Here is a 20,095-nt window from a genome sequence, read left to right as displayed (position 1 = left end):
GTCCCTTACCCGAAAGCTCAATTGAGCAATGTCCAGGAATTCGCGCCGCTCAAGTGAGCGGAGCGATGGATCCGGCCGGACAGATCGGGCATCCGCGCCGCTCGTCGGGGTGGCGCCGAGCGCCCGGCTGAACGTGAGGTGACCGCGGGACGCCGAGAATTTCCCTGCCTGCCGCTTCCCGGCGGGGGCCCTCACCCCCTATGTCCGCGGGCACCGCAGCGTCACCCGGGCCTCGCCCACGGCCGCCGCCTCGGGGGTCAGGTCCGGGCCGCTGGGCAGCATGGCCAGCATCGGGGACGGCATGGTCCGCGCCTCGACGCCCTCGTAGCCCAGCGCCTTCACCGCCTCCTGGGACAGCAGCCGGTACTTCACGCCCTCGTCCGTCACCAGGTACGTCGTGTCGCCCAGTGCGCTGCCGCTCGCGCTCAACGCTCTGACCAGCGCGCCCTTTCCGGCTCGTACGGCGATGGAGTCGACCTTCAGGCAGCCCGGTTCGACCTCGGGCGCCGGCGCCTGCACCGCCGGGGGCAGGGCGCTCCCGGGCAGCACCGAAGTGCCCACCCGCACACCGGAGTCCGCGGAGTCGACCTCCGCGCAGGACACGGAGCCGGTGGCGACGGTGACCGCCTGCGGCGGCTTCGCGGGCAGCCGCTCCGTCCCCGAGCTCCGCGCGTCGGGGGCGAGATGCCCGGCCAGGGTGTCCGCGCCGAGCGTCACCACGGCCGCGGCCTCACCGCCGTACGCCTTCTCACGCGTCCGCGGGTCGCCCAGCAGGAGGGTGGCGCCGGTGTCGGTGAGGGGGACGAGGCCCTCCCGCGTGAGCAGGTGGTAGCGGGTGGCGGAGCCGGGGACGTCGACCTTGAAGAGCTGCCCGATCCTGGTGCTCCGCCCGCCCAGTTCGGGGCCCTTCTCGCCCCGGCCGGGTACGTCGGCGGGGGCCAGGTCGGGGCCCAGCGGGAAGGCGTCGAGGAACGCCGCGGAGACGGGACGCGGGGTGACGTCGCCGTACCCGAGGGCCTCGGCCGCCTTCGCCCGCCCGTCCAGGCGCAGCCGGCTGCCCTGCCACAGCAGGTACGTGGTGTCGTCCGGGCCGGTGACCAGCAGGCCCTCGTTCTCGCCCAGTCGCCGGCCGCCGGGCACGTCCTGCGGGGCGTCGGTGCCGAGGGCGAGTGTCGTGGTCGTCGTGACGACGCCCGTCGTCCGCGGCAGGACGTCGGAACACACCAGCCACGGGGTGCGGTCCAGGTCGCCCGTGCCCGGCAGCGCCTCGGGCCCGTCGGGGATGCCGATGGGCGTTCCGTGCGGGGTGCCGGCCAGCGAGGACGTGCCCACCGTCGTGACGCCGACCTCGCCGCCGGTGACCAGCCGGGCCGACGCGTAGTTGCGCACCGGGCGCAGCCGCCCGTCCAGGTACAGGTAACGGGCGCCGGTGTCCTTGTCGACGACCAGGTTCTCCCCCGAGCGCCACGAGTCGTTGCCGCCGGGCCTGATGAGTCCGAAGACGAAGGCGCCGGCGCACACCAGCACGGCGATGATCACGCCGATCGCGGCGCCGCGGTTGGTCCGGCCCAGCGGGCTCTCCGGGGAGTCCGGCTCGGCGCGCAGCATGGCCGAGGCCAGCCGCCCCATGATGAAGAGATGCGCCTGTACTTGGTCGCGCTTGCTGTGCATGTCGCCGTGTCTCCCGGGTCAGCCGTTGATGCCGCGGAGCCAGCCGTAGACGCCCATCGACCAGAGCGTCAGCGGCAGGATGCTGAGGGCGGCGAGTGAGTGCAGCAGCTCGGCCGCGCGCCCCCAGTACGGGACGAGCCGCCGTCCGGGCACCGTCCACGAGGCGATGATGATCGCGGCGGCCAGCCCCATCAGCCCCGCCGTCAGGGTCAGCCGGTCCGCCGGGGCGAGGGAGCGCGCGGACACGGACAGCAGCAGGACCACGCCCCAGGCCCCGGCGCAGGTCAGCGCCAGCCGCTGCCAGACGTTGCCCAGTCCCCGGCTGTGCAGCAGCAGGAGCAGGGAGAAGGCCACGACGGTGAGGATCTCGGCGAGGCCCGGCGCGGCCATGAGCGCCGCCAGGCAGGGCAGGCACACCAGGCCGATGGCGCCGTAGAGGGCGGTCATCCAGCCGTCCGCCAGCGCGGAGCGCGCGTCGACGTCCGAGGAGGAGTACGGGTCGATGCCCTGCTGCAACTGCTGGACGTTGGTCGGCAGGGGCGGCATCCGCATGCCGGCCAGCCGGAACGACAGCGACGGGACGAACCCGCCGAAGAGCACCACCACGACGGCCACCACACCGGCCGCCTGCTGCGGCGCCAGGTCCAGGGTGATCAGGGCGGCGCCGAGCGCGCCCGCCGCGGCGACACAGGCCGCGCCGATGAACAGCGCCGGGTAGACGCCGACCGCCGCCAGGGCGAGGATCGTGCCCGCGCCGCCGGCCGCGGACGCCGCCAGCAGCCGTGCGCCGAGGACGGCCTCGCCGTCGGCGCCGCCCAGGTCGCCGCCGGGCAGCAGCCAGCCCGCCAGGGCGAAGTAGGGGGCCGCCATGAGGCCGAGCACCGAGCCGGCTCCGGCGTCCCCGACGGCACGGGAGGCGGAGCCCGCCCCGGCGATCAGCAGCAGTCCGGCGGCCGAGGCGGCGACCGCCCGTATCCAGCCCGCCGTGCCGGGCACGGCCAGCAGCACGATGCCCAGCGCGAGGGTGGCCGCGGCCAGTCCGCGCAGCAGGCGCCGCCCGGCCTCCGGGCTCCAGCCGTGCGGTCTGCGGCCCATGCCGTCGGCGATGCCGTCGACCAGGTCGTCGATGTGCACCTCGGGCAGCGCCTCGGTGCGCGGCCGCAGATAAAGCTCCTCTCCGTCCCGCAGACCGAGGGAGTCCAAGGTACTCTCGGGGTCGAGCGGTGGACCGCCGAGCCGTTGGAGCACCCAACCTCCGTGCTCCAGACCGGTTTCCTCCAGGTCGTCCCCTCCGTAGCCGATCACTGTGGGCAGCAGGTCGGCGACAGGGACGTCGGAGGGCACGGCCAGGTCGACGGTCCTGGCCGGAGCACGTACGGTGACGCGGCACAGGCTTGCCGTCTGAGTCTCAGTCATGGGTTCGGAGTTCACACTTTCTGGCGGACCACGGGATACGCGGTGGCTGGAAGTGGCAAGGGCAGCACACCGGTCGGTCGCCGAACGCGACGGAAAAGTCGGACGGGGCATGCGCCGACGAGTTTGACCGTACGCCGGGCTTTTCGCAACACCACTCCGGGAGTTCGGCGTCACGGCACCTTACGGCCATTTTCTCGACGCCGTCGCGCGGGACTCTGAACTCTTTACGGAAAAACTCGCGACGTTCCCGCGAGGTTCCCCCGGAATTCCTTCCGAAATCGTTGAGGAGGACGTTCGTTGAGCGTGATCCTGTTCCGCCGCCCGGCCCGCCGTAAAGGGCCGGAAATGCCGTCGGGGGAACTGAGTCTTCAGGAGCCGCCCACGCTTCCGGAAGTCGTGCCGGACAGTTCCGCGGTGTGGACGTATCTGCCGATGGCGCTGATGTCGGTCTCCATGATGCTGATGTTCATGCGGCCGGGGATGAGCCAGAGCAGCGGCGGATTCATCTACATCGCGCTCGGTGTGATGGTGATCGCGTCGGCGGGCATGATGCTCGGTCAGGTGATGCGGCGCAACGGCGAGCGCAAGCAGCGGATGAAGGGCGAGCGCCGCGACTACCTGCGGTACCTGCGGCAGACCCGGCGCATGGTGCGGACGTCCATCGTCGAGCAGCAGCGCGCCCTCGCCTGGCGCCACCCGGAGCCCGACGCGCTGTCGTCGCTGGTGCGCAGCACCCGGCTGTGGGAACGCCGGTCGTCGGACGAGGACTTCGCCGAGGTGCGGATGGGCGTGGGCGACCAGCGGCTGGCGATGAAGCTGACACCGCTGTCGACCAAGCCCGTCGAGGACCTGGAGCCGCTGAGCGCGCACGCGCTGCGCAGCTTCACCCGCGCCTACTCCACCGTCCGCGACCAGCCCATCGCGATCTATCTGCGGGCCTGGTCGAAGGTGCTGTTCCGCGGGGACGAGGAGCGGATACGGGCCCAGGTGCGGGCCCTGCTCGCGCAGTTGGCGGTGTTCCACTCCCCCGACGACCTGTGGATCGCGCTGTGCGTCTCGGACGAGCGGCGTGCGGAGTGGGAGTGGGCGAAGTGGCTGCCGCACAGCCTGCACCGGCACGACGAGGACGGCGCCGGACCGGCCCGTCTGATCGCCTCGGCCTTCACCGAGCTGGAGAACCTGCTCGGCGCGGAGTTCCTGGAGCGGCCGGGCGCCGACCCCGACGCGGTTCCGGGACGTGAGGAGCCGTACACGGTCGTCGTGATCGACGGCTGCACGGTGCCGGCCGGGCACCGCTTCGACGGGCACGGGTTCCGCAACGCGGTGGTGCTCGACCTCACCGGTGCGCTCGCGTGGAAGCCCGGACGGACCACGCTGCGCCTGGAGGTGGACGAGGGCGGTGTCGCGCTGGTGCGCACCGACCGCGACCGCAAGGAGCAGTCGACGGTGCTCGGCCGGCCCGACCGGCTGGGCACGGTGGGCGCCCTCGCGCTCGCCCGGCTGCTGGCGCCGTACCGGATGAGCGTGGGCGGCGACGACTCCAAGCCGCTCGCCAACGACGTCGAGCTGACCTCGCTGCTGAACATCCCCGATCTGCACCGGCACGAGCCGGCCACGCTGTGGGAGAAGGCGACCGGCAGTGCCCGGCTGCGGGTGCCGATCGCGGTGAGCGGTGAGGGCAGGCCCGTGGAGCTGGACATCAAGGAGTCCGCGCAGGGCGGTACGGGGCCGCACGGCATGCTGATCGGCGCGACCGGCTCCGGCAAGAGCGAGCTGCTGCGCACACTGGTGCTGGGGCTGGCGCTGACCAACTCCTCCGAGACGCTGAACTTCGTCCTCGTCGACTTCAAGGGCGGCGCCACCTTCCTCGGCCTCGACGAACTCCCGCACACCTCGGCGGTCATCACCAACCTCGCCGACGAGGTGGCGCTGGTCGCCCGGATGCAGGACGCCCTGCACGGGGAGCTGATCCGGCGGCAGGAGCTGCTGCGCGCCGCCGGGAACTACACCTCCGCGCTGGAGTACGAGAAGGCGCGGCAGTCCGGGACGCCGCTGCAGCCGCTGCCCAGCCTGTTCGTGGTGGTCGACGAGTTCAGCGAACTGCTGTCCTCGCACCGCGACTTCATGGAGCTGTTCGTGATGATCGGCCGGCTCGGGCGCAGTCTCGGGGTCCATCTGCTGCTGGCCTCGCAGCGGCTGGACGAGGGCCGTATGCACCAGCTGGAGAGCCATCTGTCGTACCGGATCGGTCTGCGGACGTTCTCCGCGATGGAGAGCCGGGGCGTGCTCGGTGTGCCGGACGCCTACGAGCTGCCCGCGCAGCCGGGTGCCGGGTTCCTCAAGAGCGGTGTCGACGCGCTGACCCGGTTCCGGGCCGCGTACGTCTCGGGGCCGTACCAGCGGCGGCGGGCCGTCGTACAGGCGCAGGTGGCGCGTCAGGTGGTGCCGTGGACGGCGGAGTGGGTGGTGCCGCGCGCCCCCGCGGACCCGGACCCGGCGGGCGAGCCCGACGGGACCGGGCCCGAACCGGAGGGCGAGGGGGACGGCGGCGGGGAGACGCTGCTGTCGGTGGCGCTCGACCGGCTGCGCGGGGCGGGGCCGCCCGCCCACCAGGTGTGGCTGCCGCCGCTGGGCCGGCCGGCCACCCTGGACCAGATCCTGCCCCCGCTCTCCCCCGACCCGCGGTACGGTCTGACCACGGCCGACTGGCCGCTGCGGGGGCGGCTCACCGTGCCGGTGGGTGTGGTCGACCGGCCCTTCGACCAGTTGCGCGACCTGCTGACCGTGGACCTGTCGGCGGCCGGGGGCCACGTGGCCATCGCCGGGGGGCCGCAGAGCGGCAAGAGCACGCTGCTGCGGACCCTCATCACCGCGCTGGCCCTCACCCACACCCCGCGCGAAGTGCAGTTCTACTGTCTCGACTTCGGCGGCGGCACGCTGGCCTCACTGGACGAGCTGCCCCATATGAGCGGGGTCGCGGCGCGGGTGGACACCGAGCGGGTGGGCCGTACGATCGCGGAGGTCACCACGCTGCTCGCCCGGCGGGAGCGGTTCTTCCTGGAGCACGGCGTCGACTCCATGGCGACCTACCGCAAGCGGCGCGCGGCGGGCGAGTTCGCCGACGAGCCGCACGGGGACGTCTTCCTGGTCATCGACGGCTGGGCGACCGTGCGCCAGGACTTCGACCGGCACATCCCCACCTTCAACGCGCTGGCCGCCCGCGGGCTCAACTACGGCGTCCACCTGATCGTCACCACCGCCCGCTGGGTGGAGCTGTCGTCGTCGGTGCGCGACCAGACCGGGACCCGGCTGGAGCTGCGGATGGGTGATCCGATGGACTCCCAGATCGACTCCCGGAAGGCGGCGACGATCCCGCGCAGCGCGGGGCGGGGGCTGACCTCGGACAAGCTGCACTACCTGTCGGCGCTGCCGCGCGTCGACGGGGTCGAGGACGCCGACGACCTCGCGGACGGGGTCGCGGGGCTGGTCGCCGCGATCGGCGAGAACTGGACGGGGCCCACCGCGCCACGGGTGCGGATGCTGCCTTCGACGCTGCCGGTGGAGGAGCTGCCGGAGCCGGAGGGCGAGAACGGGCTGCGGATCGCGATCGGCCTGGACGAGAACGAACTGGCTCCGGTGTGGCACGACTTCGCCGAGAACCCGCATCTGATCGTGGTGGGCGACACGGAGAGCGGCAAGACGAACCTGCTGAAGCTGGTCGCGCGGGGCATCACCGAGCGGTACACGCCGGCCGAGGCGCGGATCATGACGGTGGACTACCGGCGGGAGCTGGTGGAGAGCGTGCCCGAGGCGTACCGGCTCGGGCACGCCGTGTCGCTGGACATGCTGCGGGACCTGGTGGACGGGGCGGCGCGGGCGGTCAAGCAGCGGGTGCCGGGGGAGGACATCGCGCCGTCGCGGATGCGGTTGTGCGACTGGTGGCAGGGGCCTCGGCTGTTCATCCTGGTCGACGACTACGACATGGTGGGCGGCGGGCCGATGACGCAGCCGTTCGCTCCGCTCCTCGACCATCTGGCGCTGGGGCACGAGGTGGGGTTGCACCTGGTGGTGGCGCGGTCCTCGGCGGGGGCCGGACGGGGGCTGAACGAGTCGTTGCTGCGGCGGTTGCAGGAGGTGAACACGCCGGGGTTGCTGATGTCGTGTCCGCCCAGTGAGGGATATCTGTTCGGGAGCGTGAAGGGGCGGGAGCTGATTCCGGGGCGGGCGGTCCGGATCGCCCGGCGGAAGACCTTGCAGGTGCAGACGGGGCTTGTGGGGGGCGGGTCGTGAGGCGGGGTTTGCGGGATGCGCCGTGTCGGGGTGGGGCGGGGGGTGGTCGCGCGGCCCGGCGTGGGCGGGGTGCCGTCGCGCCCACCCGTGCCGCCCCAGCGGCACGACTACCCGCGGAGCGCGGGGTGGCGGCACGACTACCCGCGGAGCGCGGGGTGGCGGCACGACCGGTCGCGGACCGCGGGGTGGCGGCACGACCGGTCGCGGACCGCGGGGTGGCGGCACGACCGGTCGCGGATCGCAGAGGGGCGGCGCGGCTGCCCGCGGGCCGCGGGGTGGCGGCGCGACCGGTCGCGGATCGCAGAGGGGCGGCGCGGCTGCCCGCGGGCCGCGGGGTGGCGGCGCGACCGGTCGTGGGAACGTGGCTAACGGCCGGTCGGTGGGCGCCAGTTACGGGTGCGGCCTCGGGGGACGACCGCGGCCAGGGCCGCCAGGAGGAGGACCGTGGTCAGGCCCACGGCCGCGATCGTCAGGGAGCGGTTGTGGGGGGTGGGATCGGCGGGGGGTGGCATCTGTGCGGGGGCGGGGGTCCGTACGGAGGGCTTCGTGTGGTCCTGGACCAGGGACAGGGCGGCGTACGGGTCCAGGCGGGGGGTGTCCGAGGGGTAGGCGGTGCCGAGGAGGCGGCGGGTGACCTCGGCCGCCTCGAGGTCGGGGTGGTAGGCGCGGACGAGGGCGGCGGCGCCGGCGACGCCCGCCGCGGCCAGCGAGGCGCCGGACCCGATGTAGTGGCCGGAACCCTCCGGACCGACGCTGACCATCTCGCTGCCGGGCGCGGACAGGTCGGGCTCGTAAGCGGGCGGCGCGTTCTTCTGCCGTACGCCGCCGGGGCCGAAGTCCACGACGGCGAGCGCGCCGGGTGCGGCGGCCGGCCAGTACGGCCCCTCGGGCATCTCGCCGTCGGGCCCCTGCTCCTCGCGGGCCACGGCGTCGGGAGCGGCCGGGGCGACGACCAGCGCGTCGCGCCGGGTGGCGTAGGCGACGGCCGCGGTGAGTTCGGCCCTGCCGGTGCGCAGGACCTGGCCGACGTAGATGACCTGTGCGCCGCGGTCCGCCGCCGTCCGTATGCCGGCGGCCACGCGTTCCACGGAGGGCACTCCCCGGTCGTCGGTGCCGGACAGGGCGAGGATCTCCGCCTGCGGGGCGACCCCGGTGATGCCGCTGCCCTTCTCCGGTGCGGCGGCGATCAGGCCGGCGGCGAACGTGCCGTGGCCCACGCAGTCCTTCGCCGCCCCGTCGAGGGACTCCACCCTGCCGGACAGGCTGGGGACACCGGTGGCGACCCCGCTGTCGACCACCGCGACGGTCACCCCGCCGCCGCGGGAGATCCGCTGGGCCCGGGACAGCCCGAGCGCCGTCTGCGACCACGCCGCCCCGGTGGCCGTCTGCTCCGAGGCCCCGGTGCACGGGTTGCCCTCGCCGAGCCGGACGGGCAGCGGGGGCAGCAGCGTGGCCCCCGGATCGTCGGCACCGGAGCTCGCCGACGGCGCGGCGGGGAGGGCGAGGGCCGGCCCGCCCGTGACCGGCAGGACCACGGCGACCGCCAGTACGAGGCCCGCCCCCCGACGTCTCATGACATTCCGCATGAGCCGCATGATATGCACACAAGATGTACGGCGCACAACGCCAACTAGGCAACAGCACAAGGAGGTTCGAGGCGTGGCACGGCAAATACTCACGGTCGGCCCGGAACGGTCGGACGGCTTCCAGACGATCGGTGAGGCACTGGCCCAGGCCCGTACCGGGGCGGTGATCCGGGTCCGTCCCGGCCGCTACGCCGAGAACCTCGTCATCCGGCACCGGGTGACGATCGTCGGCGAGGGCGAACCGGGCACCGTGGAGCTCTGCCCGCGGGACGGCACCGCCGTCACCCTCATGGCCGACGCCGTGATGCTCAGCGCCCTGACCCTCCGGGGCCGCGACAAGGAGGCCGCGGTCGTGGACGTACCGGCCGGCCAGGCCGCCCTCGACGACTGCACCGTGACCGGCTCCGGATGGACGGCGCTGCTGGTCCGCGGCAAGGGCTCGCTGGCCGCCCGCGGCTGCCGGATCGGCAACCCCGGCGGCGCCGGCCTCGTCGACTCCTCGGAGTCCGAGAGCATCGTCGAGGACTGCGTGTTCGAGAACTTCGGCACCTCCGCGGTGGTGATCGGCGAGAGTGCCGGACCCCTCGTCCGCGACTGCCGCATCCGGGGCGCGCGGGCCAACGGCATCCTGGCGAGCGGCGAGGCCCGCGGCACCGTGGAGGGCTGCGACATCTCCGGCACCGACAAGCCGGCCATCGCCCTGGAGGGCCACAGCTCGACGCGCGTGCTGCGGTGCGCCGTGCACCACACCTCGGTGGGCCTGCTGGTGACCAGCATGTCCCGCCCGGAGATCGAGGAGACCTCCTTCGAGTCGATCGCGCAGAGCGGCGTCGTCATCTCCGGCGGGGCCGACCCGGTGCTGCGCGGCTGTGTCACCCGGCGCACCAAGACCAGCGGGCTGCTCGTCCTGGACCGCTCGCGCGGAACCCTGGAGGGCTGCTCGTTCCACGGCTCCACCGAGGCCGCCGTACGGGTCGTCGAGGGCGGCGCCCCGCTGCTGCGGGACACCGTGGTGAGCGACTGCGCCGACACCGGCGGGGCGGTGCAGCTCTGGGACGACTCCACGGCCGAGTTCGAGCACCTGGAGGTCCTGGACGCGGCCGGCGTCGGCATCTCGGTGCGCTCCGCCGCCAACCCCCTGCTGCGCCACGCCAAGGTCACCGGTTCCGGCGGCCACGGCGTCGAGTTCACCGACGACGCCCGCGGCCGGCTCGAGCACTGCGAGATCGAGTCCGCCGGCGGCTGCGCGCTGAGCATCGACGACGACTCGGACCCCGAGATCAGCGACACCGTCCTCACCTCCGCCGCCCGCTCGGGCCTGCTCGTCGGCGAACGCGGCCGGGGCACCCTGCGGGACTGCGAGATCGGCGACAGCGCCGACGCCGGGGTCGGGGTGCGGGACGGCGCGGAGATCACCCTGGAGCGGGTCCGGGTGCACGGCTCGAAGGCCCACGGCGTCCAGGTGTCGCGCGGCGGCCGGGCCGTCCTCAACGCCTGTGAGGTCACCGGGAGCACGGGCGACGGCGTACGGATCGACAGCGCCGAGCCGGTCGACGTCACCCGGTGCGTCGTACGCGACAACCGGGGCGCGGGACTGCGCCAGAGCCGCGCGAGCGAGCGGCTCACGGTCGAGCTGCTGACCAGCGCGGACAACGGACTGCCGGACAGCTGGGGCGAGTCGGCCGGGACGGGCGGCGAGGACGGCGCACCGGGCGGGCCCGGCAAGGAGCCGGAGCCCGAGGGCCCGCTGGCCGAACTGGAGTCGCTCGTCGGCCTGGAGAACGTCAAGCACCAGGTGAGCACGCTGGTCAACCTGAACCAGCTCGCGGAGCGCCGGCGCCGGCTCGGCATGCCGGTCCCGTCGATGAGCCGGCACCTGATCTTCGCGGGACCGCCCGGCACCGGCAAGACCACCGTCGCCCGCCTCTACGGCAGCATCCTCGCGGACCTGGGCGTGCTCAGGAGCGGACACCTGGTCGAGGTCGCCCGCGCCGACCTCGTCGCGCAGGTCATCGGCGGTACGGCCATCAAGACCACCGAGGCGTTCAACAGCGCGCTGGGCGGCGTGCTGTTCATCGACGAGGCCTACACGCTCACCGTCGAGGGAACGTCCAACGACTTCGGCCGCGAGGCCGTCGACACCCTGCTGAAGCTGATGGAGGACCACCGCGACGACGTGGTCGTGGTGGCGGCCGGCTACTCCGAGCAGATGGAGTCGTTCCTGACCGCCAACCCCGGTCTCGCCTCCCGGTTCACCCGCACCATCGAGTTCGGCAACTACGCGGTGGAGGAACTGGTGACGATCACCGAGAGCCTCTGCCGACGCCACCAGTTCGAGCTCGGGCCGCTGACCCGGGAGGCCCTCGCCGTACGCTTCGAGCAGATGACCCGCGACGCGACCTTCGGCAACGGCCGCGCGGCCCGCGGCGTGTTCGAGGACATGGTGGACCGGCAGGCGTTCCGGCTCGCGGCCATGACCGACCCGGCGGAGAACGACCTGACGCTGCTGCTTCCGCAGGACGTCGGCGACGCGGAGGCGGCGGCCGTCGGCGCCGGCGGAGACGGCACGGCGCAGGACGCCGAAGCCCCATCCGACCCGATGGCCGAACTCACCGCCATGGTGGGACTCGCCGCCGTGAAGCGGGAGGTCGCCGACCTGGTGAGCCTGCTGACCAACGCCCGGCAGCGGATCGCCGCCGGGCTGCCCGCCCCCCGGATCAGCAACCACCTGGTCTTCAGCGGGCCGCCCGGCACCGGCAAGACCACCGTCGCCCGGCTGTACGCCAGGCTCCTGCACTCGCTGGGGGTGCTCCCCCGCGACTCCCTGGTGGAGGTGGCGCGGGCGGACCTGGTGGGCCAGTACGTCGGCCACACCGCCCAGCGCACCAAGGACGTCTTCACCAGCGCGCTGGGCGGGGTGCTCTTCATCGACGAGGCCTACACCCTGACCCCCGAGGGATCGTCCAACGACTTCGGCCGCGAGGCCGTCGACACCCTGCTGAAGCTGATGGAGGACCACCGCGACGAGATCGTGGTCGTCGTCGCCGGATACACCGAGGAGATGGGGCGCTTCCTCGCCTCCAACCCCGGTCTGACGTCCCGGTTCTCCAAGTTCGTGACGTTCGAGGACTACAGCACCGACGAGCTGGTCACCATCGTGTCCCGGCATGCCGCCGCCTCCGGGTACGAGTGCGCCGACGCCACCGTCGAGGCGCTGCGCGCCCATGTGGACGCCATCCCGCGCGACCGGTCCTTCGGCAACGCGCGGCTCGCCCGGCAGCTGCTGGAGACGATGATGACGAGCCAGGCCCGCCGGCTGGGCGGGCTGGCCTCTCCCAGTCTCGCCGACCTCACGACGCTGCTGCCTGAGGACCTGCCGCCGGCACGGCGGGAAGCCGCGCTGTGACGCACTGAAGACGGACGCCCGCCGGCCGGTGCCGGCGGGCGTCCGCCGCGCTGTCGCGCCCCTCAGACGTTGAACTTGACGGACTCCAGCCACATCCGCGGCTCCAGCGACCCGCCGAATCTCCAGCCCTCGGACGACTCGCACATGTAGGCGCCCCAGTCGTGCCCGCCGAGCTTGTGGTGGTGGCAGACGTTGCCGTCCTCGACGCCGATGGCGTAGCCGCTGAGGTTCGGCGCGTTCGAGGCCGCGCTGCCCAGCGTCAGGTCCGTCGCGTCGGCCGCGCTCGACCACGCGGTCGTCCAGCCGTCCTTCTGGACGAACTCGTTGGCGGACACGCTCTCGACCCCGACCACCGCGATGTTGATGGCAGTGATCGGCAGCCCCTGGCCCGACATGGCCCCGTCGCACCTCGGGATCGTCCAGCCGGCGCCCTTCCTGTGGACCCGGTAGCAGATGTGCCGGCCGGGATCCGAGGCGGCCAGCCGCTGAACGGCGTAGGCGGCGGTGTTCGGCGGGACCTCGGGGGCCTCGCGCTTCTCGGTCCGGGTCTCCGCCTTCTTCGTCGTCGCCTTGGGCGACTCGCCGACCGGGGCGGGGGCCGAACTCGTCACCGGGGGGACGGGCTTCTTGACGACGGGGCTCGGCTTGGCGGACGGCTTCTCGGTCGACGGCTCCGGTGTGGGCTCCGCCGCGGCGTAGTCGCCCTTCGGCACCTCCAGGGAGTCCTCCTCCAGCAGGGTGTCGGACCCGGCGGCCACCGCCACGTTGTCCTTCTTCTGCCGCGAGTCGTCCGTGGCCCAGATCAGCAGCGGCACGGCGAGGAGGACGACGCCCGCGATGCCGGCGGCGGCGAGCAGGGGTTTCTTCGGGTTCCCGGACGGCGGCCCGTCCGCACCGGCGGCAGCGGCGGCGGTTCCGCCCACCCCGCCCACTCCGCCCACTCCGGCGGCCTCGTCGGCTGCGGCGGCCGGCTCGGCGGCGCTCCCGCTCTCCGCTTCCGGCCGCTCCCGCGAGGCGGACGCGGTGGCCGTCGCGGCCGGTTCCCCGGTGGTGGCGGCCGGCGCGGGGGCGGCCCCGCTCTCGGCGGTGTCCGGGGCCGGCCGGGCCGTCTCCGCCGCTTCCCCGGTTCCCCCGGTGCCGCCCTCGCCGGGTTCCGGTGCGGCCGTACGCCGTGCGGCCGGTGCCAGCATCGGGCCGGGGTCGGCCGCCGCCGACCCGAGGGAGACGGCCCTGCGGACGGACGAGCCGCCCGGGTCCCCCGTGCTGTCGGGCCCGTCAGGCCCGTCGGGAGCGGGCGGTTTCTTCTGACTTGCCATCGTTCTCCTCGATCTGTGTGGACTGTGGGGTGATGGGTGGTCGTGCGGCGCCCCCGCTCGCTATCCGTCCTGGCCCACGGGCCCGGAACAGCGGTCCGGCCACTGCGGGTCGTCGCCGTGGCGGAAGCCCTTGGCCAGCGCCTCCTCGAGGTGCGTGAGGGCCTTGAGGTCCAGCCCGCTCAGTTCCTCCGACCCGTCCATGTAGGCGGTCGCGTTCCCGGGGAGCTCGCGCAGCAGTACGACGGAGGGGCCCGCGGGCACGGCCCGTACCCCCAGCACCCGGAAGCCGGTCCCTGGCACGAAGACGATCTCCTCGTACGCCTCCGGGGGCCCGCCCGGCCGGTCGATCAGTTGCCGTACCTTGCGTCCGGTGACGGACCAGACCGCGTAGCGCACGGGGGCCCCGGCGGGGAGCGCCGAGGCTCCGGCCAGGGCGCTGACCGGGGCGGGGTCGTGCAGCAGCGTGCCGACCGCCGGTTCGGGGCCGTCGGCGTCCCCGCCGCGCAGGGCCACGCCCCGGTAGGAGGGCAGCCGGCGCAGAGCGGACGCGAGACACCCGGCGTAGGGCAGCAGGCGCCCCTCGCCGGTGTGCAGGTCCCGGATCAACTCGCGGTGGTGCAGGGGCCCTTCCTCGGCGGTGAGGTAGGCGTGCGCGGCGATGAGGTCGGTCCGCGCGGTCTCCAGTTCGTGACCGCGCAGGGCGGGCATCCGGGTGAGCACCCGCGACACGGCGGCGGCGTGCCCCTCCCAGGCACCGGCCGCGGCATCCCGGAACGCGGCACGCTCGGCGGGCCCGCTGACATGTCCGGGCACGAACGGAAGGGCGGCGCGGCGCGGCGCGGACGCTTCCCCGGCACGGCGCGGCGGTCCCGCCGGCGCCTCGGCACGTACGGCCCGACCGCCGGCCGGCCCCGGACCGCCCCGCTCACCGCCGGCGTGCCCCGCCCCGCCGACGACACCGTCGGCTCCGGGGCGCGCCCCGGCCGAGGAGGCGGACAAAGGCCCCGCGGCCCCCGGACCCGCCCCGCCGTCCGGCGCGGCACCGGGCCCGGAAGCCCTCCGCTCGCCCCCGACGCCGGCTCCGGTCTCCGGCGACGCGGCGGGCCGCTCCTTCGGACGGGGGTCCGAGGACGCGGCGGGCACGGACACCCCGGGCTCCGCTTCCTCCGGTCCGGCGTCCTCCGACGAGGTCCCCGGCGGCGTCCCCGCCTCTCCCCCGGCACCGGCGACCGGAGGGGAACCCGGCGACGGAGTGGACCCGCCCCCACGGAGGACTCCCGGCGGCGTCCCCGCCTCTCCCCCGGCACCGGCGACACCGCCGACCGGAGGGGAATCCGACGACGGAACGTGCTCGCCCTCCCGCAGGGCTCCCGGTGCCCCCGCCGCTCCCCCGGCACCGGCGACCAGCCGGCCGGGAGCCTCGGCATCGACGTGGACATCCGGGGACGCACCGGCCCCGGCGGCCGAAGGCCCGTTCACTTCCTCGGCCCCACCGCCCCGGGGGCCATCCGGGGACGGGGCAGGCGGGGGCACCGGTACCCCGGGCTCGGCAGCCTGCGGATCGGTGGCGGCCACACCGTCGGGTCGGGCCACCCCGGCACCGGTCCCAGCGGCCGGCGGACCACTCACAGCCGCACCGGCCTCGCCGGCCCGCGGGCCGGCAACAGCCCGGCCGGGCCCCCGGCCCGACGCACCAGCCGACGACGCCTCACCGGACCCGGTGGCCGACGGACCACCGGCGCCCGTGCCGGGCTCCCGGCCCGGCGCACCGGGCGGCACAGCCCTGCCGGGCCCACGACCCACCCCGATGGCAGGCAGGGCGCCGGGGACGGCAGGAGTCGCACCCGATCCACGGACCGCCCCACCGGGTACCGCAGCCCCACCAGGCGCCGCAGCCCCACCGATCTCTCCGACCCGCGGGCCGGCGACGGCCCGGTCGGCCCCCTGGCCCGGCGCACCGGGCGGCACAGCCCTGCCGGGCCCGCGGCCCGTACCGGCGGCAGGCGGGGCAGGGGCTGCACCGGGACCGTGGGAGACGGTCGGCAGGACCTGACCGGGCCTGGCGGCCGACGGGCCGACGACGCCCGTACCGGGTCCGGCCGCGGGCAGCGCGGCGGCCGGTCCGGGCCCGTGGGCCCCCCGTCCGGGCGGGGGGACACGGCCGGGCCCCGCTACCGTCCCCGGCCGGCCGGCCGCCGTGCCGGACCACGCGGGCCGGGCGGCGGTGACGTAGCGGATGCCGGGTATGCCGTGTTCGGCGGCCAGGCGGCGGAGGGCGCCGTCGCCCGCCAGGAGTCTGCCGCGGACCAGCAGGGTGGTGCGGGCGCGGACGTCGGTGCCGAGGCCGCGCACGAGGCGGGACAGCGCGGGCAGCAGGGAGTCGTCCAGCGGCTGTCCCGGCATGCCCAGTTCGATGGCGCACGCCTCCGGGTCGACGGCCGGTCCGAGCGGCCCCGGGCGGGGTCCGTCCGGTGCCCACAGGGCGAGGCCGGCCCGGGTCACCGTCGCCTGCCAGTGGTCCGTCAGCCGTACCGTCCCCCGTTCGCCGCCGCCGAGGATCCAGTCGGGCGGGTGGATCTCCACCGGCCTGGGCACGGGAGCCCGCCCCTCGGCGTCGACCGGTCCGCAGACCACGGACGACACGAACGGCCGCCAGCTCGGCCTCCCGTCCAGCCCGACCAGCGTGGGCCGGGGAGGGGTTCCGGGCGGTGCGTGGTCGTCGAGCAGCGGCAGGCCGGTGAGCACCTCCACCTCGGTGCCCAGCAGGTCGGCGACCGACTGCCCGAGCCGCAGCAGGTCGCGCCGGCCGCCGGGCGCGAGCCGGGCGCGGGCGCGCTCCGCCTCCGGCAGCCCCGCGAGCACGGCGGCCACCTCGTCGGCGCCGACGTCCTCCGCCTGCGGGGCACCGACCAGCACCGTCAGCCGTTCGAAGTCGACGGGCACGGAGAAGCACAGGTCGTCGGGGGCGGGCCCGGGTGCCTCGGCCGGGCGGATCACCACGCCCGCCGGGACACGGTCCACGACACAGCCGCCGGCCGTGCGCGCGGGCACCCCGTCCAGCGCCTCCTCCCAGGCGGGGGCCGGCGCCCGCCGGCCCACCTTCCGGGGCTCCGCACCGGGCGCGAACCGCCACCAGGCACGGCCGGGGCGGGAGTCGCCGTGGACGAAGAGCGTGCCCCCGGGCGTGATCAGGACGGCCCCGTCCGGAGCCGTCACCTCCAGTTCCCAGGCGTCCGCGATCCTGCGGGCGACGCTGGGCCGGTCCGGCCGGTCGTCACCGGCGCCGGACATGACGAGCCGGACCCGGTCGGTGCCCCGCGCGCGGAGGGAGTCGAGGAGCGCGCCCAGCCGTGCCCAGTGGTCGGCGTCGGGCGCCCCGCCCCCGGCGGCGGAGCCCACGATCACCGTGACGACGTCCTCCTCCCGCCCGACGGCGCCCGCCACCTCGGCGACGACGTCCAGCGGGAACGAGTCGTCCTCGACCGAGCGCACCAGCAGCACACCGTCGACGTCCTCGACCGGGGGCCCACCGGCGCCCCGGTTCCCGGTGCCGTTCGCACCGCCGGCCGGGCCCGCCGTACCGCCGCGGCCCCGGCCGGAACCGGACCTGCGTCCCCGGCCCGGCATCACGGACGACCAGCGGCTCACGCGTCCGTCCCCCGGACCGGGTGAACGGCCTCGGTGACCACCGGCGCCGTGCGCCCGACGGCGGTGGCGGCGGGCCGCTCCCCCGCACCGCCTCGGACCGCGTCGCGTACGGCGTCGGGGTCCAGCAGCATGCTCACCGCGGCCGAGGGGTTCAGATACAGCACGTGCCCCTCGGGGACGCGCGTCACCAGGTCGTCGACGCCGACGAGTTCGAAGGCGAACCGCCCCGCCGTGTGCAGGAACACCGACGAGGTGAACACCGGCACGACCGGCGTCCCGTCCGCCGCCGCCGCACTCACCAGGCCCTCGCCGCCCGGCGCGGTCAGCACGGCCACCTCGCGCCCCACCAGCGCGGCCGGCACCGCCTCGCCGGGCCCGTATCCGGTGGACGCGAGCTGGACGGCGCGGTCCACCTCGTCCTCCGGTTCGGGCCAGCCGAGCGCGCGCGGGGACGGCCGGTACTCGGGGTTGTCCTCCCACTCGACGATCTCGCCGTCGAGTCCGGACCGCCACCGGCCGGTCATCGCCCACTCCGGGGGCTTCCCCTCCCCGGACCACATCGGGTCGACCACCCCCAGCCAGTGGTCCGGGGCGAGGCGGCCCGCCTCGCGGATGTCGTCCGGAACGGGCGGAAGCGCCTCGTCCTGCTGGCTCATCGCTGTCCTCATTCGGTGGATCGGGACGACGGTGCGGGTGCGGTCCGCGCCGGGTCGTCCGGGTCGTCGTGCCAGAGGAGGCGGCGCGCGGTCGTGGCGTCCGTGACGACTCCGGTGAGCAGTCCGGAGCTCAGTACGGCGCGGGCCGCCCCGGTGCCGCGTCCACCGGCCGTGACGCCGATCAGCTCGGTGACGCCACGGAGTTCGTCGGCGCTGACGGCGATCGTGCGGGCGTTCAGCTCGGTGGGGATCACCCGGCCCGCGGCGTCCAGGACATGGCCGGCCACCTCGGCGCACGCTCCCGCCTCCCGGAGCGTCTCCCGCTCCCGCTCGGACAGGGCGTCGTACACCGTGGAGTGCGGTGCGTCCCACGCCGCGATGCCGACGACGGCCTTGGTGACCAGGCCGAACCGGTCCAGCGTCTCGGCGGTGGCGGGCTGGCTGCGCAGGACGGCGGCCGTCACCGCGTCGGGCAGCAGGAACGGGGTGTGGAGCGGGAACGCCCTGCCCCCGCCCGCCGCGGCCGTACGGCGGACCGCGGTGATCGCGGCGTCATGGGCGAGGTCCCGCCCGTGCACCCCGGTCAGCTGGACCACGTCGCACAGCGGCAGCCGGGTGACCGCCTCGCTGAGCGCGTCCACCGCGTGGCTGCCGTCCAGTCCGAGGACGTCGCCCTCCTCGGCGATCTCCGAGATCAGCCGGGCCGCCGCCGTGCCGAGCCAGCGTCCGCTCTGCCGCTGGTCCGCCGCCGCCGTACCGCCCTCGCCGCGGCCCAGGTTGACAACGATGCCGTGCCGGAGTCCGAACCGCTCGGTCAGCGCCCGTCCGAGCGGGACGTCGATCTCGGCCGGGACGGTGATGTCGATCCGCACGATGTCGTGGGCCACGGCCGCGTCGAGGAGGCGGGCCACCTTGAACCGGCTGATGCCGAGCTCCTTGGCGATCTCCACCTTCGACCGGTGCTCCAGGTAGAAGCGCCGGGCGACGGCGGCGGCGAGGAGCGTGTCGATCGGCGCGGGTAACGTCACCACCTCAGCCGGTTCGGCCATGTCGTCTCTCCGCGCTCTCATCGGTCGTCAACTCACGCCACTTCTCCGGCTAGTTCATCTGTGCGAAGTGAGCGGAACATGACGGGAAAGCGACGCAGGAGTGACACCAGGGGCGTCAGTGACCGCCGGGACCGGACTTTCCGCCTGCCGGACGGGTCACCCCTGTCACGGTGGGGAAGGAATGATCCGACTCCCCTCCCCCCACCGGCACCTCAGGGAGCCCCATGCTGCGCGGCATCGACGTGAGTGCGTACCAGCCGTCCTCGTACGACACCGACGGCCTGTCCTTCGTCTTCGTCAAGGCGACGGAGGGCCGTTCGTACACCAACCCCAAGCTCTCGGCCCAGACGAAGCGGGCCCGCGACGCCGACCTGGTCGTCGGTTTCTACCACTTCCTCTGGCCGGGCGACCTCATGGCCCAGGCGGAGCACTTCGTGAGCCGGACCCCGGAGAAGCGGGGTGACATCCTCGCGGTCGACTGGGAGACGACGGGCGGGGGAACACGGGCGAGCAACGCGGAGAAGGACCGCTTCATCAAGAAGGTGAAGGAGCTACGCCCGCACCACAGGGTGATTCTTTACTGTAATCGGGATTTCTGGCTGAACGTCGACACGACGTCCTACGACGGCGACGGCCTCTGGATCGCCGACTACGTCACCGCCGGGAAGCCCCGCATCCAGGCGAAGTGGCGCTTCCACCAGTACACCGACGACCCGCTGGACAAGAACGTCGCGGACTTCTCCAGCAGGTCGGCGCTGAAGGAGTGGGCCGAGGACGCCTAGCCCCGGCCCGCTCCCGGCCCGCGCCTACTTGTTCAGGTGCACCCAGAACTCGTCGAAGGACAGCATCTTGTCGCCGTTCAGGTCCCGGGATCCGATCACGGCCTCGGCGACCGCCTCGGTGACGTTCCAGTCACCGCCCTGCGCCAGGGCGGCCTTGAACTCGGCAGCGGTGATGAACCCGTCCCCGTCCGTGTCGATCCGCTCGAACTGCTTGCGCGCTTCCTCGATGTCCGCCACCGGTCCGCCCCTCGTCTCGTACTGTGCGTCTTACTGAC

At 74.4% G+C, this 20,095-nt stretch carries 11 protein-coding genes; 3 read left to right on the top strand and 8 right to left on the bottom strand.

Annotation, left to right across the window (positions count from 1 at the left end):
• Positions 1-198 precede the first annotated feature (198 nt).
• Entirely contained in the window at positions 199-1,671 is a 1,473-nt protein-coding gene (gene eccB, locus ACIA6T_RS12250; RefSeq protein WP_399446457.1) for a type VII secretion protein EccB, read from the bottom strand.
• Positions 1,672-1,689: 18 nt separating this feature from the next.
• Positions 1,690-3,087 carry a type VII secretion integral membrane protein EccD gene (gene eccD, locus ACIA6T_RS12245; protein WP_399446455.1) on the bottom strand — a complete coding sequence of 466 codons (1,398 nt, stop codon included), beginning with the start codon at positions 3,085-3,087 and terminating at the stop codon, positions 1,690-1,692.
• A 345-nt stretch (positions 3,088-3,432) separates the two neighbouring features.
• Here eccD and eccCa point away from each other — a divergent pair, with 345 nt between their 5' ends.
• On the top strand, positions 3,433-7,377 hold the full coding sequence (gene eccCa, locus ACIA6T_RS12240) for a type VII secretion protein EccCa (protein ID WP_399446656.1): 3,945 nt from the start codon (positions 3,433-3,435) through the stop codon (positions 7,375-7,377).
• A 365-nt stretch (positions 7,378-7,742) separates the two neighbouring features.
• On the opposite strand, the gene ACIA6T_RS12235 is transcribed toward eccCa, so the two are convergent.
• The gene (locus ACIA6T_RS12235) at positions 7,743-8,963 is read right to left on the bottom strand and encodes a S8 family serine peptidase (RefSeq protein WP_399446454.1); all 1,221 of its coding nucleotides are present in this window, start codon (positions 8,961-8,963) and stop codon (positions 7,743-7,745) included.
• A 73-nt stretch (positions 8,964-9,036) separates the two neighbouring features.
• Here ACIA6T_RS12235 and ACIA6T_RS12230 point away from each other — a divergent pair, with 73 nt between their 5' ends.
• Positions 9,037-12,369, top strand: coding sequence for a right-handed parallel beta-helix repeat-containing protein (locus ACIA6T_RS12230; protein ID WP_399446453.1), 3,333 nt, complete (start codon positions 9,037-9,039; stop codon positions 12,367-12,369).
• Positions 12,370-12,431: 62 nt separating this feature from the next.
• Here ACIA6T_RS12230 and ACIA6T_RS12225 read toward each other — a convergent pair whose 3' ends face one another.
• From ACIA6T_RS12225 to ACIA6T_RS12210, 4 genes are read right to left on the bottom strand one after another with little or no spacing between them, the layout of a single operon-like run.
• Positions 12,432-13,685: a hypothetical protein gene (locus tag ACIA6T_RS12225; protein ID WP_399446452.1), complete on the bottom strand. Its 1,254-nt coding sequence runs from the start codon at positions 13,683-13,685 to the stop codon at positions 12,432-12,434.
• 60 nt (positions 13,686-13,745) lie between these two features.
• Positions 13,746-17,333 (bottom strand): hypothetical protein, encoded by a 3,588-nt coding sequence (locus ACIA6T_RS12220; RefSeq protein ID WP_399446451.1) that lies wholly within the window; start codon positions 17,331-17,333, stop codon positions 13,746-13,748.
• Complete coding sequence (locus ACIA6T_RS12215) at positions 17,330-17,989, bottom strand: type VII secretion system-associated protein (RefSeq protein WP_399446450.1); 660 nt, start codon at positions 17,987-17,989, stop codon at positions 17,330-17,332. The genes ACIA6T_RS12220 and ACIA6T_RS12215 overlap by 4 nt, the downstream gene beginning before the upstream one ends.
• A gap of 8 nt (positions 17,990-17,997) precedes the next feature.
• Positions 17,998-19,038, bottom strand: a complete 1,041-nt coding sequence (locus ACIA6T_RS12210) for a sugar-binding transcriptional regulator (RefSeq protein ID WP_399446449.1) — start codon at positions 19,036-19,038, stop codon at positions 17,998-18,000.
• Between the two features lie 224 nt (positions 19,039-19,262).
• On the opposite strand from ACIA6T_RS12210, the gene ACIA6T_RS12205 reads away from it, so the two are divergent.
• Positions 19,263-19,820, top strand: coding sequence for a glycoside hydrolase family 25 protein (locus ACIA6T_RS12205; protein WP_399446448.1), 558 nt, complete (start codon positions 19,263-19,265; stop codon positions 19,818-19,820).
• 24 nt (positions 19,821-19,844) lie between these two features.
• On the opposite strand, the gene ACIA6T_RS12200 is transcribed toward ACIA6T_RS12205, so the two are convergent.
• Positions 19,845-20,057 carry an EF-hand domain-containing protein gene (locus ACIA6T_RS12200; RefSeq protein ID WP_399446447.1) on the bottom strand — a complete coding sequence of 71 codons (213 nt, stop codon included), beginning with the start codon at positions 20,055-20,057 and terminating at the stop codon, positions 19,845-19,847.
• Between the last annotated feature and the right edge of the window lie 38 nt (positions 20,058-20,095).

It is taken from the genome of Streptomyces sp. NPDC051740, from assembly GCF_044453165.1.
GTDB lineage: Bacteria > Actinomycetota > Actinomycetes > Streptomycetales > Streptomycetaceae > Streptomyces > Streptomyces atrovirens.
The sequence above is the reverse complement of the archived record's forward strand: the minus strand, read 5'-3'. Positions and strand labels throughout refer to the sequence as shown.

Excerpts from the sequence above, each read along its gene's own strand:
- eccB (WP_399446457.1), bottom strand. The coding sequence starts at position 1,671 with ATGCACAGCAAGCGCGACCAAGTACAGGCGCATCTCTTCATCATGGGG.
- eccD (WP_399446455.1), bottom strand. The coding sequence starts at position 3,087 with ATGACTGAGACTCAGACGGCAAGCCTGTGCCGCGTCACCGTACGTGCT.
- eccCa (WP_399446656.1), top strand. The coding sequence starts at position 3,433 with ATGCCGTCGGGGGAACTGAGTCTTCAGGAGCCGCCCACGCTTCCGGAA.
- ACIA6T_RS12235 (WP_399446454.1), bottom strand. The coding sequence starts at position 8,963 with ATGCGGAATGTCATGAGACGTCGGGGGGCGGGCCTCGTACTGGCGGTC.
- ACIA6T_RS12225 (WP_399446452.1), bottom strand. The coding sequence starts at position 13,685 with ATGGCAAGTCAGAAGAAACCGCCCGCTCCCGACGGGCCTGACGGGCCC.
- ACIA6T_RS12215 (WP_399446450.1), bottom strand. The coding sequence starts at position 17,989 with ATGAGCCAGCAGGACGAGGCGCTTCCGCCCGTTCCGGACGACATCCGC.
- ACIA6T_RS12210 (WP_399446449.1), bottom strand. The coding sequence starts at position 19,038 with ATGGCCGAACCGGCTGAGGTGGTGACGTTACCCGCGCCGATCGACACG.
- ACIA6T_RS12205 (WP_399446448.1), top strand. The coding sequence starts at position 19,263 with ATGCTGCGCGGCATCGACGTGAGTGCGTACCAGCCGTCCTCGTACGAC.